16 protein-coding genes are annotated in these 13,974 nt (G+C 65.5%); 6 read left to right on the top strand and 10 right to left on the bottom strand.

What is annotated here, in order from left to right:
- Positions 1-253 precede the first annotated feature (253 nt).
- Positions 254-1,147 carry an SDR family oxidoreductase gene (locus ACOOHP_RS17135; RefSeq protein WP_420467702.1) on the top strand — a complete coding sequence of 298 codons (894 nt, stop codon included), beginning with the start codon at positions 254-256 and terminating at the stop codon, positions 1,145-1,147.
- On the top strand, positions 1,081-2,178 hold the full coding sequence (locus tag ACOOHP_RS17130; protein WP_420467701.1) for a formylglycine-generating enzyme family protein: 1,098 nt from the start codon (positions 1,081-1,083) through the stop codon (positions 2,176-2,178). The genes ACOOHP_RS17135 and ACOOHP_RS17130 overlap by 67 nt, the downstream gene beginning before the upstream one ends.
- A gap of 27 nt (positions 2,179-2,205) precedes the next feature.
- Here the strand turns inward: ACOOHP_RS17130 and ACOOHP_RS17125 are convergent, their stop codons facing one another.
- Genes ACOOHP_RS17125 through ACOOHP_RS17105 form a run of 5 tightly spaced genes read right to left on the bottom strand, consistent with a single transcriptional unit; the run spans position 2,206 to position 4,834 of the window.
- Positions 2,206-2,487, bottom strand: coding sequence for a cytochrome C oxidase subunit IV family protein (locus ACOOHP_RS17125; RefSeq protein ID WP_420467700.1), 282 nt, complete (start codon positions 2,485-2,487; stop codon positions 2,206-2,208).
- Between the two features lie 2 nt (positions 2,488-2,489).
- Positions 2,490-3,077, bottom strand: coding sequence for a cytochrome c oxidase subunit 3 family protein (locus ACOOHP_RS17120; protein WP_420467699.1), 588 nt, complete (start codon positions 3,075-3,077; stop codon positions 2,490-2,492).
- Between the two features lie 38 nt (positions 3,078-3,115).
- Entirely contained in the window at positions 3,116-3,412 is a 297-nt protein-coding gene (locus ACOOHP_RS17115; protein WP_420467698.1) for a cytochrome C oxidase subunit IV family protein, read from the bottom strand.
- A complete protein-coding gene (locus ACOOHP_RS17110) occupies positions 3,394-4,020 on the bottom strand; it encodes a cytochrome c oxidase subunit 3 (protein WP_420467697.1) in 627 nt (208 codons plus the stop codon). Before ACOOHP_RS17110 ends, ACOOHP_RS17115 begins: the two co-directional genes overlap by 19 nt.
- 25 nt (positions 4,021-4,045) lie before the next feature.
- Entirely contained in the window at positions 4,046-4,834 is a 789-nt protein-coding gene (locus ACOOHP_RS17105) for a hypothetical protein (RefSeq protein ID WP_420467696.1), read from the bottom strand.
- Between the two features lie 153 nt (positions 4,835-4,987).
- Here ACOOHP_RS17105 and ACOOHP_RS17100 point away from each other — a divergent pair, with 153 nt between their 5' ends.
- On the top strand, positions 4,988-5,869 hold the full coding sequence (locus tag ACOOHP_RS17100; protein ID WP_420467695.1) for a helix-turn-helix transcriptional regulator: 882 nt from the start codon (positions 4,988-4,990) through the stop codon (positions 5,867-5,869).
- Positions 5,870-6,087: 218 nt separating this feature from the next.
- On the top strand, positions 6,088-7,533 hold the full coding sequence (locus ACOOHP_RS17095) for an aldehyde dehydrogenase (protein WP_420467694.1): 1,446 nt from the start codon (positions 6,088-6,090) through the stop codon (positions 7,531-7,533).
- A 62-nt stretch (positions 7,534-7,595) separates the two neighbouring features.
- Here the strand turns inward: ACOOHP_RS17095 and ACOOHP_RS17090 are convergent, their stop codons facing one another.
- Positions 7,596-8,510, bottom strand: coding sequence for an SDR family oxidoreductase (locus ACOOHP_RS17090; RefSeq protein ID WP_420467693.1), 915 nt, complete (start codon positions 8,508-8,510; stop codon positions 7,596-7,598).
- Between the two features lie 92 nt (positions 8,511-8,602).
- On the opposite strand from ACOOHP_RS17090, the gene ACOOHP_RS17085 reads away from it, so the two are divergent.
- Entirely contained in the window at positions 8,603-9,541 is a 939-nt protein-coding gene (locus tag ACOOHP_RS17085) for a DUF7064 domain-containing protein (protein WP_420467692.1), read from the top strand.
- Between the two features lie 42 nt (positions 9,542-9,583).
- On the top strand, positions 9,584-10,501 hold the full coding sequence (locus tag ACOOHP_RS17080) for a DUF7064 domain-containing protein (RefSeq protein WP_420467691.1): 918 nt from the start codon (positions 9,584-9,586) through the stop codon (positions 10,499-10,501).
- 188 nt (positions 10,502-10,689) lie between these two features.
- Here the strand turns inward: ACOOHP_RS17080 and ACOOHP_RS17075 are convergent, their stop codons facing one another.
- From ACOOHP_RS17075 to ACOOHP_RS17060, 4 genes are all read right to left on the bottom strand, one after another.
- Entirely contained in the window at positions 10,690-11,535 is an 846-nt protein-coding gene (locus ACOOHP_RS17075; protein WP_420467690.1) for an alpha/beta fold hydrolase, read from the bottom strand.
- Between the two features lie 154 nt (positions 11,536-11,689).
- Positions 11,690-12,007 carry a non-heme iron oxygenase ferredoxin subunit gene (locus tag ACOOHP_RS17070; RefSeq protein ID WP_420467689.1) on the bottom strand — a complete coding sequence of 106 codons (318 nt, stop codon included), beginning with the start codon at positions 12,005-12,007 and terminating at the stop codon, positions 11,690-11,692.
- On the bottom strand, positions 12,007-12,528 hold the full coding sequence (locus ACOOHP_RS17065) for an aromatic-ring-hydroxylating dioxygenase subunit beta (RefSeq protein ID WP_420467688.1): 522 nt from the start codon (positions 12,526-12,528) through the stop codon (positions 12,007-12,009). Before ACOOHP_RS17065 ends, ACOOHP_RS17070 begins: the two co-directional genes overlap by 1 nt.
- A complete protein-coding gene (locus ACOOHP_RS17060) occupies positions 12,525-13,883 on the bottom strand; it encodes an aromatic ring-hydroxylating oxygenase subunit alpha (protein ID WP_420467687.1) in 1,359 nt (452 codons plus the stop codon). Before ACOOHP_RS17060 ends, ACOOHP_RS17065 begins: the two co-directional genes overlap by 4 nt.
- Positions 13,884-13,974: the final 91 nt, after the last annotated feature.

Below are 13,974 nucleotides of genomic sequence, written 5' to 3'. Positions count from 1 at the left end.
TGCCTGAAGGTGATGCCGCCAACGACGATGAAAGCTGGGCCGGGCCCGGCCGTCCGTGGCCGCGGTACCGCGCGCGCCGCGCAGCACACGCCGGCAATTGCGACGAACACAGACCATGCTAGTATGGTTCCATACTAACTGTAAAGACGATCCCCGGTCGGCGCTGTCCAGGCGAATGCGCACTTCGCATGCCGGCATCGCATTGCAACCGGCCCCGGCGCATCGCAACCTTCACCTCAACCGAGAATCGATCATGGCTCTCTACGACCAAAACGCACTCGTCGGCAAGCGCATCCTCGTCACCGGTGGCGGCACCGGCTTGGGCAAAGGCGTGGCCGGCTTCCTGGCCCAGCATGGTGCCAACGTGCATTTGTGGGGTCGCCGCCAGGAGGTACTGGACCAGGCCGCCAGGGAGATCAACGAGCGCTGCGGCAGCGAGCGTGCCTTCACCCAGTCTGTCGACATTCGCAAGGCCGATCTGGTCGATGCCGCGGTGGCGGAAATCTGGTCGCAGCACGGCCCGCTCACCGGTCTGGTCAACAACGCGGCTGCCAACTTCATCGCTCCGACCAAGGACGTCAGCCCACGTGCGTTCGAGGCCATCACCTCCACCGTCATGAACGGCGCTTTTTTCACCACGCACGCCTGCGGCAAGCGCTGGATCGAGCAGGGCCTCAAGGGCTCGATCGTCTCCACCCTGGTGACCTGGGTGTGGACCGGCTCGGCTTTCGTCGTGCCCTCGGCGATGTCCAAGGCGGCGGTCAATGCCATGACCATGTCGCTGGCGGTGGAATGGGCCAAGTACGGCATTCGCATCAACGCGGTGGCGCCCGGGCCCTTCCCCACCGAGTATGCTTGGCAGATGCTCGCGCCCACCGACGATGTCAAGATCGGGGCGACGCAGGCGGATGAGGTGCCGATGGGCCGTTACGGCGAGATCCGGGAACTGGCCAATCTGATGATCCTGCTGCTGAGCGATCATTGCGACTACATCACCGGCGAAACCATCTGTATCGATGGCGGTCATCATCTGGCCGCGCCGTCGACCTTCGCCGGCCTAAACAAACTGAGTGATGAGGCATGGCGGAAGATCCGCGAAACCAGTCAGGCCGCGACGGCGGCATCCAAGGCACAACGCAGCGTCTGAGCCCGAGCGACCGTCGTTGGACCTGCGGCGCCGGGACCGGCGCCGCCCTCCTGCTGCTCGGTGCCGCGGCGATCGGGCCCGTTGCGGCAGACTCCAAGGCCGCCGGTAAGCTGCAGGCGGTCAAGCTGCAGAAAAAGAGCGACGACCGCATGTTCGACTGCGCCCCCCCGCCTGCCGCCGACCCGGCGCTGGAGACGCAGGTCTGGCGCGACTGCGCGGATTCTCCGCAGATGGTGCGCCTGCCCGGTGGGCGCTTTCTGATGGGCGAACAGAGCGACACCGGCACCCTGTACGAACGACCGCTGCGCGAAGTGGAGATCGCCGAATTCTCGATCGGCCGCTTCGAGATCACCTTCGACCAGTGGGACGAATGCGTGGGCGCGGGCGGCTGTCTGCGCAAGCCTGACGACCACGGCTGGGGCCGCGGCCTGCGGCCGGTCATCGACGTGACCTGGTTGGATGCCCAGCAGTACGTGACCTGGCTCAGCCGCAAGACCGGCCAGGTCTACCGGCTGCCGACCGAGGCCGAATGGGAGTACGCCGCGCGCGCCGGCACCAACACCCGCTATTCCTGGGGCGATGGCGCCGAGTGGACTTGCGGCCACGCCAACATGCTCGACCTTACCGGCCGGGAAGAGCATCCCAACTGGCATTGGCACGTGTACTGCGACGACGGCCATGCCTACACCGCGCCGGTCGGCACCTACAAGCCCAACCCCTGGGACATTCACGACATGAACGGCAATGTCTGGGAATGGGTGCAGGACTGCTGGCACAACGACTACACCGACGCCCCCACTGACGGCTCTGCCCGGGTCAGCGGCGGCGACTGCGGCAAGCGCGTCAATCGCGGTGGCGGCTGGGGCAATCACCCACGCAGCATGCGTTCGGCCTCGCGCGATGCCGATGCCGCCGACGGGCGCAGCGACGCTCTGGGTTTCCGGGTGGTGCGAGAGCACGCGCGCGCTACGCTGACGCCGATCGACACGCAGGCGCGGGCGCAGCAGACCCAGGAGCAGGGACAGAACTGAACGGCACGGGGTCGAGGCCAGCGGTGCTCAGGCCGGCGTCGTCAGGTACAGGCCCACCACCGCGGCGGTCACGAGCAACACCCAGGCCTCGAACACCAGGCGCAGCGGCAGCGGGGCATGGCGCAGTTCCATGAAGTGCAGCAGCACCAGACGCACCTTGTAGGCAGCGATCGCGATGATCGCCACCGTGCCGACCCGCGGCGCGATCACGTCCTTGGCCAGCCACCAGGTGGTGGCGACCGTCGCCGTCATCAGCAGCAGCCAGATCCGGCTGGCGGGGCGATCCCACAGGTTCTTCAACCGGTCCATGGTCAGCGCATCAGGTAAAGCAGTGGGAACAACACGATCCACAGCAGATCGACCATGTGCCAGTACAGCCCACCGCATTCGATCACGACCAGCCGCTGGCGGTTGAACGCACCACCGCGTGCCATGTTCCAGAACACCCCCAGCATCACGCAGCCGCCGATGACGTGCAGCAGGTGAAAACCGGTGAGCACGAAGTAGTACATGTAGAAATCGTTGGTCGCCGGGGTCAGGCCGGCGGCGAGCTTGTCGCCGTACTCGAAGGCCTTGGAAACCCCGAACGCCACACCGCACAGCAGCGCAGCCATCAGCCAGCGACCCGTCTCCTGCACGCGGTCGCCGCGGGCAGCCTCCAGCGCCAGCACGAACAACCATGAGCTGGTCAACAGGATCAGCGTGTTGATGCCGCCATAGTTTGGATCCAGGGTCAGCCGGCCGGCCTCGTAGACTTCCGGCGCCGTCCTGCGGCCGGTCATGAACAGCATGAACAGCAGGAAGAAGAACAGCATGTCGAAGGCCACGAACACCCAGATGCCTTCGGCTCCCGGTACGCGGCGCGTTGCAACGGCAGGGTTGCGGCTCAAGATGTCCACTCGCGGCGAGGGGCGTTGGGGAGCGGCGCGTGCACGCTTCAACGCAGCCCGCAATCGGCTCCGCTGCCGGTAAACCACCACAGCCCCAGAATCAGCGAGGCGGCCACCACCACCCATAGTTCGAAGGCGATGCGCCAGCGCAGCGGCGCGTGCTTGAGCTCCATGAAGTGCAGCACGATCAGGCGCGCCTTGACCAGCGCGATCAGCATGATCGACGCCACCGCGGCGGCGGCGTCCAGGCCGCGATTCTCGATCAACAGCCAGGTGGCCACGCTGGCTCCGACCAGGAACGCCCAGGTGAGAATCGCCGCGCGGTTTACGGACAGGCTTGCCATTGCAGGCCCAGGACGTAGAGCAGCGGGAAGATCAGTATCCAGAGCAAATCCACCATGTGCCAGTACAGCCCGACCGCCTCGATCTTGCTGCGAAAGCCCGGCGCCGCGGCATGGCGCAGGCTGTAAACCCAGATGAAGGCCAAGGCCCCCATGCCGCCGAGGAAGTGCAGGAAATGCGCGCCGGTCAGCGCGTAGTAGTACATGTAGAAATTGTTGGTGTGCATGCTGATGCCGTCGGCGAATTTGTCGCCGTACTCCACCACCTTGCTCACCCCGAAAGCGGCCCCGATGACAAAGCCCGCCAGTATCCAGTTGCGCAGCGCCGCAACACGGCCCTCGCGCGCCGCCGTCACCGCGAATACCACGCACAGCCCGCTGCTGACCAGGATCAGCAGATTGGCCAGCCCCAGGTGAAAGTTCAGCTTGTTCGCCGACTCATTGAACACCGCCAGCTCGGCCGAGCGGTCCACCATGAAGCCGGTGAACAGCATCGCGAACACGATCAGGTCCGCGATGATGAAGGACAGGATGCCGGACACCGGGTCGGCCTGCTCCCGCGATGCGCCGATCGCGGGATGCGTGGCCTCTGGCGCGCTGGGACTGGTCATTGAGGTCGACCCGGGCGTCCGCCGATCAGGTCTGTTCGAGCATCTGCGCACGCTCCTGCTGCAGGCGCGGAATCGCCTTGAGCATGAAGAAGGTGATCAGCAGGATGTAGGCAAACCAGACCACAAACTCGACCCAGAAGTTGAGCCAGCCCTGGCGCGCGAACAGGCCGGTCTTGAAGAACGGCATCAGCAGTTCGAACAGAAAGCTCAATCCGGCCCAGATCGAATACCAGCACACCCAGCGCGGGAACAGCGGTTTGGCGCGCTTGTCGGTGAGGCCGGCGACGCCGATCGCCACCATCGGAATGGTGGTGATGAAGTAGAACATGTCGATCAGCAGCCAGCCCTGGTCGTAGAGCATCTGCAGGGTGACCGGCGACAGCACGTCGGGGCGATACGCGCCGGTGAGCCAGAACACCGAGGACGTCACCAACGGCACCACGGTGAGCCCGCCGCCCCACATCTGCAGGGTGGAGATCATGTCGTTCTCGTTGCGGTTGATCAGCTGCATCACCTTGTAGATCGCCAGGGTCCACGGCAGGTACAGGCAGCCGAACAACATGGCGCCGGCCATGCCCGCGCGCACCTCGTTGTAGTTGGTGCGGAAGTGCTGGGCGAGCTGTTCCGGCGTGTGGTCGGCCGGGATCGGCGGGATGTTGTACCCGAGCATGCCCCAGCAGATCAGGAAGGCGGCGAGAAACACCGGCCCCATCAGCGCACAGGTGCGCCAGTACTTGAAGTAAGCCTCGTTGGTGAGGACCGGGTTGTAGTAGCGGAAATAGGCATCCGCGTTGATCATTCTTGGATCGTTCATGTGTCTGTCCTCCGCAATTGACTCGGGCGCGCCGGGGTCCCGGGACGCCGACCGTTTTCGATCTTGCCACCGCCGCCGGGCGGTTCTATCGGATTCGTCGCCCTTGCATGGCAGAATCGTCCAGTCGTCCAGTCATCGAACATCCCTGCCGTGATGCGTGCACGCGCCGCCGATGCCTTCCAGTCCGCCTTCCGGGTCGCACCGGTGGTGGCGCGCCAGGTGCGCGCCGACGGCCTCGGCATCTTCGGCTGGCAGACGCCGGAGTTCGAGGGCTTCGAGCTGGCGCAGCACGACGAACTGGTGGTGGCGCTGCACAGCGGCGGCTCGCGCCGGGTCCGCCAAGTCACCGACGGCGGGCTGTCCCCGGCACGCTCTATCCCCGGCCTGATCACCCTGCTGCCGCCCGGCCAGGCTGCGCGATTCCGCACCCATGGCAGCGTCGGCGTGGTGACCCTGCACGTGCCGACCGGTGGCGGTGCTGCACAGTCGCTGATTGACCTGGCTACCGCGGCCCCATCGTGTTTTGCGATGCGCGATCCCTACGTCAGCGCGGCGATGGAGACCCTGGTTCGCGCAGCACGGGCCGACGGCACGCTGCCCGCCGATTACCTGCCGCGCATCGCGGACGCGTTGCTGTGCCATCTCGAGCACTGGGCGGCGAGCGTGGAGGGCTGCGACGCGGCCGTTCGCGATCCGCTGGCGGACGCGCAGTGGGTCGGACGCCTGCGCCTGTGTCACTTACTGGACTACGTCGACGCCCATCTGCGCCGCAAACTGACGCTCGACGAACTGGCCGGAATCTGCGGCCTCAAGCGTGCGCAGTTCTGCGCGGCCTTCCAGGTCGCCAGCGGATCCACGCCGCACCAGCACTTGGTCCAGCGTCGCGTTCACGCCGCGCGCAGGTTGCTGCTGCACACCGCACACGACCTCGCCTTCATCGCTCAGGAGTGCGGGTTCTCCAGCCAGTCGCACTTCACCGAACAGTTCCGCCGATGCACCGGACAGACCCCCGCGCGGTATCGAGGCCGGCACTGAGCGCTGGCGCCGGTCGCCGTCGCTTGCCACCACGCGGCGGACTAACTTACGGCTGGGGGGAATTGGCACCATTTGCGGTGATATCCGAGCATCGGCGCAACACCTCGGGCAACCCGTTTGCGTGTGGCGCGCACCGCAAAAGCAGTCTGGTACCATACGATGTGAATATCAGTGCCGCGGGCGACCCTGTCCACGGCCGCTAACGGACGGAGATCATCATGGGCGTGCAGGACCATCTTCAGAACGCGTTCTACATCGGCGGCGAGTGGGTGGCCCCGTCGACAACCCGCAGCTTCGAACTCATCAACGCCTCCACCGAGGAAGTGATCGGCTCGGTGCCCGAGGCGATGGAGGCCGACGTCGACCGCGCCGTGGCCGCCGCGCGCAAAGCTTTGGAATCCGGCGCCTGGGCGCAGGCCACGCCCAACGAGCGTGCCGAGATCATGCATCGCTTCGCCGCCAGCCTGGCCAAGCGCAGCGACGCCATCGCCCGCGCGGTGAGCGTGCAGAACGGCATGCCGCTGGCGGTCAGCACCGGCCTGGAAGGTCAGTTCGGCGCTGGACTGATGCAGTACTACGCCGAGTTGGCACGCAGCCAGGGCACCGACGAGGTGCGTCCTTCGCAGGTCGGCAAGGAAACCCGGGTCAGCCGCGACCCGATTGGCGTGGTGGCCGGCATCGTGCCCTGGAATTTCCCGGTCACCCTGGCGCTGAGCAAGATCGCCCCGGCCATGGCGGCCGGCTGCACCCTGGTGATGAAGCCCTCGCCGGGCACGGTGCTGGACAGCTACATCGTCGCCGAAGCGGCTGCCGAAGCGGGCGTGCCGGCCGGCGTGGTGAACTGGGTGGCGGCGGATCGCGAGGTCGGCGCCTATCTGGTGTCGCACCCGGGTGTGGACAAGGTCGCCTTCACCGGTTCCACCGCGGCCGGACGCATCATCGCCCGCGTCTGCGGCGAACTGCTGCGCCCGGTCACCTTGGAGCTGGGCGGCAAGTCCGCCGCCATCATTCTCGATGACGCCGACCTCAACGCGGTGATGCAGGGTCTGCCGCAGGTGGCCATGCTCAACAACGGTCAGACCTGCTTCAACTGCACCCGCATCCTGGCGCCGCAGAGCAAGTACGAGCAGGTGCTGGAAGCCATGGCCGGCCTGATGGGCGCGCTCAAGGTCGGCGATGCGCTGGACGCCGACACCCACGTCGGGCCGATGGCTTCGGCACTGCATCGTGATCGCGTGCAGGGCTACATCGAGAAGGGCAAGTCCGAGGCACGCCTGATCGCCGGCGGCGGCAAGCCGGGCACCGATCGCGGCTGGTTCGTGCAGCCCACCGTGTTCGCCGACGACCACAACAACACCACCGTCGGTCGCGAGGAGATCTTCGGACCTGTGCTGACGGTGATTCCGTACAAGGACGACGCCGACGCGGTGCGTCTGGCCAACGATTCCATCTACGGCCTGGGCGGTTCGGTATGGGGCAGCGACCCTGATCGTGCGAGCAAGGTCGCGCGTCAAGTGCAGACCGGCACCATCGGCATCAACGGTTACATTCCGGCGGTGGGCTCGCCGTTCGGCGGCGTCAAGGCCAGCGGCCTGGGCCGCGAGTTCGGCCCCGAAGCACTGAGCGGCTACCAGCAGTACAAGTCGACGTATGTGATGGGCTGATCGCGAGCCTTGCCGTTTCAAAGCCGGCCGTCGTTCGACGGCCGGCTTTTTTGTGTCGGCGCTCAGCGCCTCGGCTTCTTGGTGATGCCCTCGGTCAACAGCCGCGGCCGCGCGTCCAGATGAAAACCCTCGAATGGTCGAGATTTGTCTGCCGGTGTGTTCGCCAGCGGCGTCGGCGGATTCCAGCAGAAGCGCGCGTTGGGCGCGCCGCCGTCCACCCGGATGCAGGAACCGGTCACGAACGAGGACACCGGCGACAGCAGGTACACGATGGCGCCCGACATTTCCGCCACGTTGCCGTAACGCTGCGCCGGAATGGTCGGCGGAAACTTGAGAATTTCCTGCTGCGCGTCCGGCTCGTAAGTATCGAACCCGCTGCTCTCGATACCGCCCGGCGCCACGCAGTTCACCCGCACTCCGGCCGGTGCCCACTCTGACGCGGCCGACTCCGTCAACGTCCACATGCCGCCGCGCGCAGCGCCGGAGTGACCGTAGTTGGCCCAACCGCCCCAGATGTCGGCAATGATGTTGACGATGCTGCCGCCATTGGCGCTCATCCAGCGGTTGTAAACCTCGCGCATGACCTGGAAGCCGCCGAACAGATTCAACCGGACCACTGCCTCAAAGCCCTTGCTGCTGATGTCCTTGAGCGGTTGGCGATACTGGCCACCGGCGTTGTTGACCAAGCCGTCGATACGACCGTGCTGGGCCAACACCTCGTCGACCATGGCGATCACCTGCTCTTCCTTGCGGATATCGCAGGCGTGCGTGCTGACCTTGCCGGCTGCGATACCCTCGGCCTCGATCTCCGATTTAACCGTGGCAAGCTTGTCGAGATCGCGGCCGACGATGGCGACGGTGGCACCGATGGAAGCCAGCTCATGTGCGGTGCAGCGGCCGATGCCGCTGCCGCCGCCGGTGATCAGAACGACCTGGCCGTCGAACAGTCCTGGCCGGTACACGGATTGATAAGGCATGTGGGGCCGCTCCGAATGGCAGAAATTGGTATGGTTCCATATTATCACGGCGAAGATCGATTCGACTCTCACCGCTTACTGACAGGAGCCCCATGAGCAAGCTCAGCCCCAACCGCGTCATTCCCACCCTGGACCCGGTCAACGACGGCCGCCATGCGCTGCGCGACCTGCCGCTGGAGCGCGAGTCCATTCCCTACGTAGTGTCGCTGCCCGAGCACGGCATCGGCACCTTCATCTACACCTGGGTGACCAAGGACAATCTGGCCGGATCGGTGTTCGTCGCCTATGGCCCCGGCATCGGCGACACGCCCATCATGGAAGCCTGCGACGGCATTCCGATGGGTCCGGAAAAGAATTTCGACGACTGGCAGGTCGGCCCCTTGCATCTGAAGCAGGACCTCAAGCTGCAGACCGCGGAGCTGCGCGCCAACGGCCCGCGCATCCAGCTCGACGCCAAATTCGAGGCGCTCCACCCCGCCTATGCCTACGGCTTCCATCCGGACGGCTGCCCCGACTGGGCGGCACGCGACCGCATCGAGCAGGCCGGGCGCATGCGCGGCGAACTCAAGGTGGACGGCAAGACGTATGCGATCGACACCACCTGCGCGCGCGACCATTCCTGGGGCACGCGCGACTGGGACGTGCCGCAGCACTGGAAGTGGCTGCACGCACAATCCGCCGACGGCACCTGCGTGCACTTCTGGCAGATCCAGGCGCGCGGCCGTACCGAGCAGCGCGGCTATGTCGTCAGGGACGGTCGCATGGCCGAAGTCACCGGCGTCGACGTCGACTGGGAAAACGATTCGATGTTCCGCCACCAGCGTATCCAGGCGGTGGTCACCGACACCGCCGGACGCAGCGCCAAGCTCAGCGGCCGCTACTTCGGACATTTCCCCTTGCAGCCGGTGCCGAGCTGCACCCTGTTCGAGGGCGCCATGAGCTGCGAGATTGACGGCCAGGCCGGCGTCGGCTGGTCTGAATTCATGTGGCCCACTGCCTACCTTGATTACCTGCGCGCCCCCAAGGGCTGAGCGCGCCCGCAACCACGCGGCAGAACCTCACGGAAGAACGCCATGAATCCCGATCCCGACCATGTGAAGTACGAAGGGCTGATCGACGGCAAGGGCGTCGAGCGCTGGAATCAGAGTTACTACTATCAAGCCTACGATCCGGCCACGCGCACCGGCGCCTTCATCCGCATCGGATTGCTGGAGACCGATAGCGAAGCCAACACCTGGCTGATCGTGTTTCGGGATGGCCGGCCCATCTTCACCCGCACCAACCAGAATCTGGCCTACACGCTGGAACGGCCGGCTCAGGGCATGAAGATCGCCGGCATGCGCGTGCACGCCGAGGTGCCGCTGGTGAAGACCCGCATCAGCATCGAGACCCGCGACTTTTCCATGGACCTGTGCTGGGACCAGCTCACCCCGATGGTCGATTGCATCGCCATGACGCAGGACAAGGAGGGCTCGTTCGCGCGCGAGATCGCGCAGGTACACCTGGAGGGCACGTCCACGGTCAGCGGCCACATCGTGCACCGTGGCACGCGCCAAAGCTTCAGCGGCAAGGGCTTTCGCGATATCGCCGCCGGTGTGCGCAACTGGGACGGCCTGCAGCACTACCGGCTGGCCTGGCCCATCTTCGACAACGGCATGGCGTTCGCCGGTATCCACGGCATTTCCACCGGCGGCCAGTCCGCGTACATGCGCATGCTGCACGACGGCAAGCAATGGTGTCGGGTCCCGCATGTGGAAGCGCAGCTCGACTTCGACACCGAAGGCTTCGCCGCCACCTCCAGCCGGTGGATCTTTGTCGACGACCAGGATCGCCGGTTCGAGATCACCGCCAAGCCGCTGTTCAACTGGCTGTTCCCGCTCGACACCTTTGTGCTGCGCGAGCAGTTGATGGAATGCCGCCTGGCCGACGGCACCTTGGGCTACGGCATGTTCGAAACCGGCTACCGACTGCCCTGGACGCCGCCGCGCTGAGACTTGCGAATCCCAGGAAAATCTTCGGTGCACCTAAATCTGAAAACCGCGTAGCCCGGGTGCAACCCGGGGTTTACCTTCGCGGGCACTTGGAACCCCGGGCTTCGCCCGGGCTACGGGACTACCGACTGCCCTGGACGCCGCCGCGCTGAGCGCAGCAAGTCGGGGCGCCTCGGCAATACGGACTTCTATCCGCGCAGGAACTGCAAGGACAGCGCGTTGAATTTTTCGGCATGCTCCCATTGCGCCCAGTGGCCGCAGCGGCCGAACACATGCAGGTCGGCGTGCTGCATTCCCCACACCAGCTTGAGGCCGTTATCCAGCGGCACGAAGCGGTCGTCACGACCCCAGATCACCAACGCCCTGGACTTGATTTCCGCCAGCCGCGGGGTGAGATCCACGAACAGCGCGCGCGGATTCAGCTCGAAGCTCTTGATGAAGTTCGCCAGATGCTCGGCGCTGCGCTGCATGGCCTGCCAGCGGCCCTGGACCAACTCCTCGGTGAGCACCGAGTTGTCGTAAACCATCACCTGCAGCATGGCCTGCAGATTCTCCAAGGTCGGCTGCTGATACAGCTTCAGCAGCAGCTTGATGCCCTCCTGTGGCGAAGGCTGGATCAGGCTCTGGCCCAGGCCCGCCGAGCCCATGAGCACCAGGCGATCCGTGTGCTCGGGATACTCGAGCGCAAACGTAAGTGCCGACAGCCCACCCATGGAATTTCCGACCAGGTGTGCCTTGTCGATCTTCAGCGCATCCATCAGCGCCTTGACCGCACGTGCGTTGACCAGCCCGCGGGGGTCGGCCGAGACCAGTGGCGAGGATTTGTTGAAGCCCGGACAGTCGAGCAGGATCACGCGAAAGCCTGCGCCCGCATAAGCCTCGATGTTGCGATAAAAGTTGCTCCATCCGCCGGCTCCCGGTCCGCCGCCGTGCAGCATGATGACGGCCGGACCCGAGCCTGCTTCGTTGTAATGCAGCACCTGGCCAGCGGCTTCGACGGTGCGGCTGGTGGACGTTTCACTGAGTTGGGTCATGGGATAGCCTCTTTAGGAAGGAACGTCGCGCGAGTGCGCGCTGCAAATCTATTTCTGATGTCCTGCTATTGCCGATGTCCTGCCGTGCTCCAGTTTCTTCGACGGGGGCTGACGCAGCAGGAACACCGTTTCCGCCGGTCGCGCGCGGCCTGTCCTACGAATCGGTCAGATCGATCAGCACCTCGCCGTTGTCGACCCGCACCGGATACACACGAATGGTGGTGCTGCCGGGCGCCGCCCGTACCGCGCCGCTGCGCAGACAGAATCTGGCGCCATGCAAGGGACATTCGATTTCGAGCGCGTCGACAGCCCCGTCGGTGAGTGGAAAATCCTCGTGCGTGCAGCGGTTCTCGAAGGCGAACCACTCGGCGCCTGCGCGACAGATGGCGAGCGGCAGCGGCGCGTCGCTCAGCTCGCGGATTTCGCCGTCGGCCAGTTCATCGACCGCGCAGGCACGCAGTAACCGGCCCATCAGAAAAAGATGCTCAGGTTGTTCGCCAGCAAGGTGCTCTGATCCAGCACGATCACCCGTCTGGCGATTTTCCAGCGCGTGCCGTCGCTGGCCGGCCGCAGCCGATCCACGCGGCCCCCCACAAAGATATCCACGTGCCGCTCCGCGCGCGAGCGGTACAGCATGAAACAGCACTCCACGTCCCACTCACCCTCGACGGCCGCCGGCCGCAGATAGACGTTGCTGACGCTGTGCCGGGTACGCGACGGCGGCATCTCCGCCCAGGCTTTGCCGGTCTCCAGACGCTTGATGCGCTGGCCCAGCGATTCCAAGGTCTCGTCGAAGTAGGCGGCCACGAAACTGGCCGGGGGTTCGGCGCCACTGACCAGCTCGTGGTAATCGGTGCGCGCCGGCATCCGGTACTGCAGATCGGGCGCGAACAGGTTCAGCCACTGGCGATACTCGCGGCGGTCCAGCAGCGCGGCCTCCTCGTAGAGAAAGCGCTCGACATCGAGCTGCAACTCGGGCGTGACGGTGCTCACGGGCGCACTCCCGTGGCGGCTGTCCTGCCCAGCTCTGCGTGCGACTCGCCCATCATCATGCGGGTCCAGCGATCGTAGAATCCGCGCGCCGCCGCTTCCGAGAACACGTAGCTCAGCGGACCCGGGAAGCGCTCATCCTGACGGTTGTTGCCCAGGCCCATCTGCAGGTTGAAACGCTGGCGTCGCGCCTTGCTCCCGCGCAGCACCTTCTGCACCTCGATCCAGTTTTCGCCGTCGTCCTGTTCGAACATGCCGCCCGGGCTGAAAGTCCGCGTGATGCCTTGACCCCAGCAGTCCTTGACCTCCTGCGGCGCATCGGCATCGACGATGGCCAGCGCCCACACCTCGATCTCATTGGGTCCGCGCGGATGCCACACACGCAAGGTGTTGATGCCGGGCAGGAAGGAACAGGTCGGGAAGATGGTCATGTGGGCGCCATTGATGGCCTGGGTGCGCGTCTCGCCCAGGCGCTCGATCACCCGCGGGCGCGACTCCATCAGATAGCGGGCCACGGGCGCGCCGACGATGGCCCCGAGCAACTGGCCCTGGTCGTCGGCGGTGTGAAAGCCGGTGCCATGGCCGGCCGCGGCAGATCGCCACTGCAGGCCTTCGGTGGGCCAGGTGGCGGCCTCGGGCGGCACACCGTCAGGCAGCACCGCCAGGATCGCCGACATATGCGACAGCGGCGCGTGATACATGTCGCTGCAGAACTGCTCGGCGGCGAATTTCCAGTTGCAGGGAATCACCCAGCGGTGCACGCCGCCCCAGACTTCGGTGCCGGCGTCGGAGCGATCGAACATCGCATCCATGTAGAACCTGGCGTCGCCAAGACAGGTGTCCAGGTCCGGCGCCTCCTGGTCCCAGCAGCCGAAGATCAGGCCCTTGTACTCGGCCACGCGCGGCACCCGGACGGCGCCCCATTCGGCCTTGTTGAGCTTGCCGCAGAACGCTTCCTTTTCCCTTGGGACATTGACCAGATTGCCGGCGCTGTCATAGCTCCAGCCGTGGTAGGAACAGGTAAAGAAGCGTGCGTTGCCATGCGACAGCCGGCTCAGTTTCATGCCGCGGTGTCGGCACTGATTGAGGAAGGCCACGACCTTTCCGTCCTTCTGCCGCGACACGATGACGGGGTCTTCGCCCATGTAGGTCGTAAAAAAATCGCCGGCCTTGGGAATCTGGCTACGGTGGGCCAGGAACAGCCAGCTGCGACCGAAAACCTGTTCGAGTTCGCGCTCGTACAAGTCCTGATCGCAGTAGATGCGCGGATCGACAGTGCCGTTGTCGACGTCCACGAGTTCGCGGATGCGCTGCGGGGTCCAGCGTTCGCTGCTTGTGCTTGAGCCGTCTGCGGCCATGTGGGTTCTCCAGAATACTGAGGCCTGCGTCCCGTCCTGCCGAGCACCGCGACTGCGTGGCGGCGACACCCGGGCGGCGTCCTCGGTTTGC

Origin of the sequence: Panacagrimonas sp. (genome assembly GCF_965216805.1) — a bacterium.
Taxonomy (GTDB): Bacteria; Pseudomonadota; Gammaproteobacteria; order Nevskiales; family Nevskiaceae; genus Panacagrimonas.
This window is presented reverse-complemented; position numbering and strand designations above follow the sequence as displayed.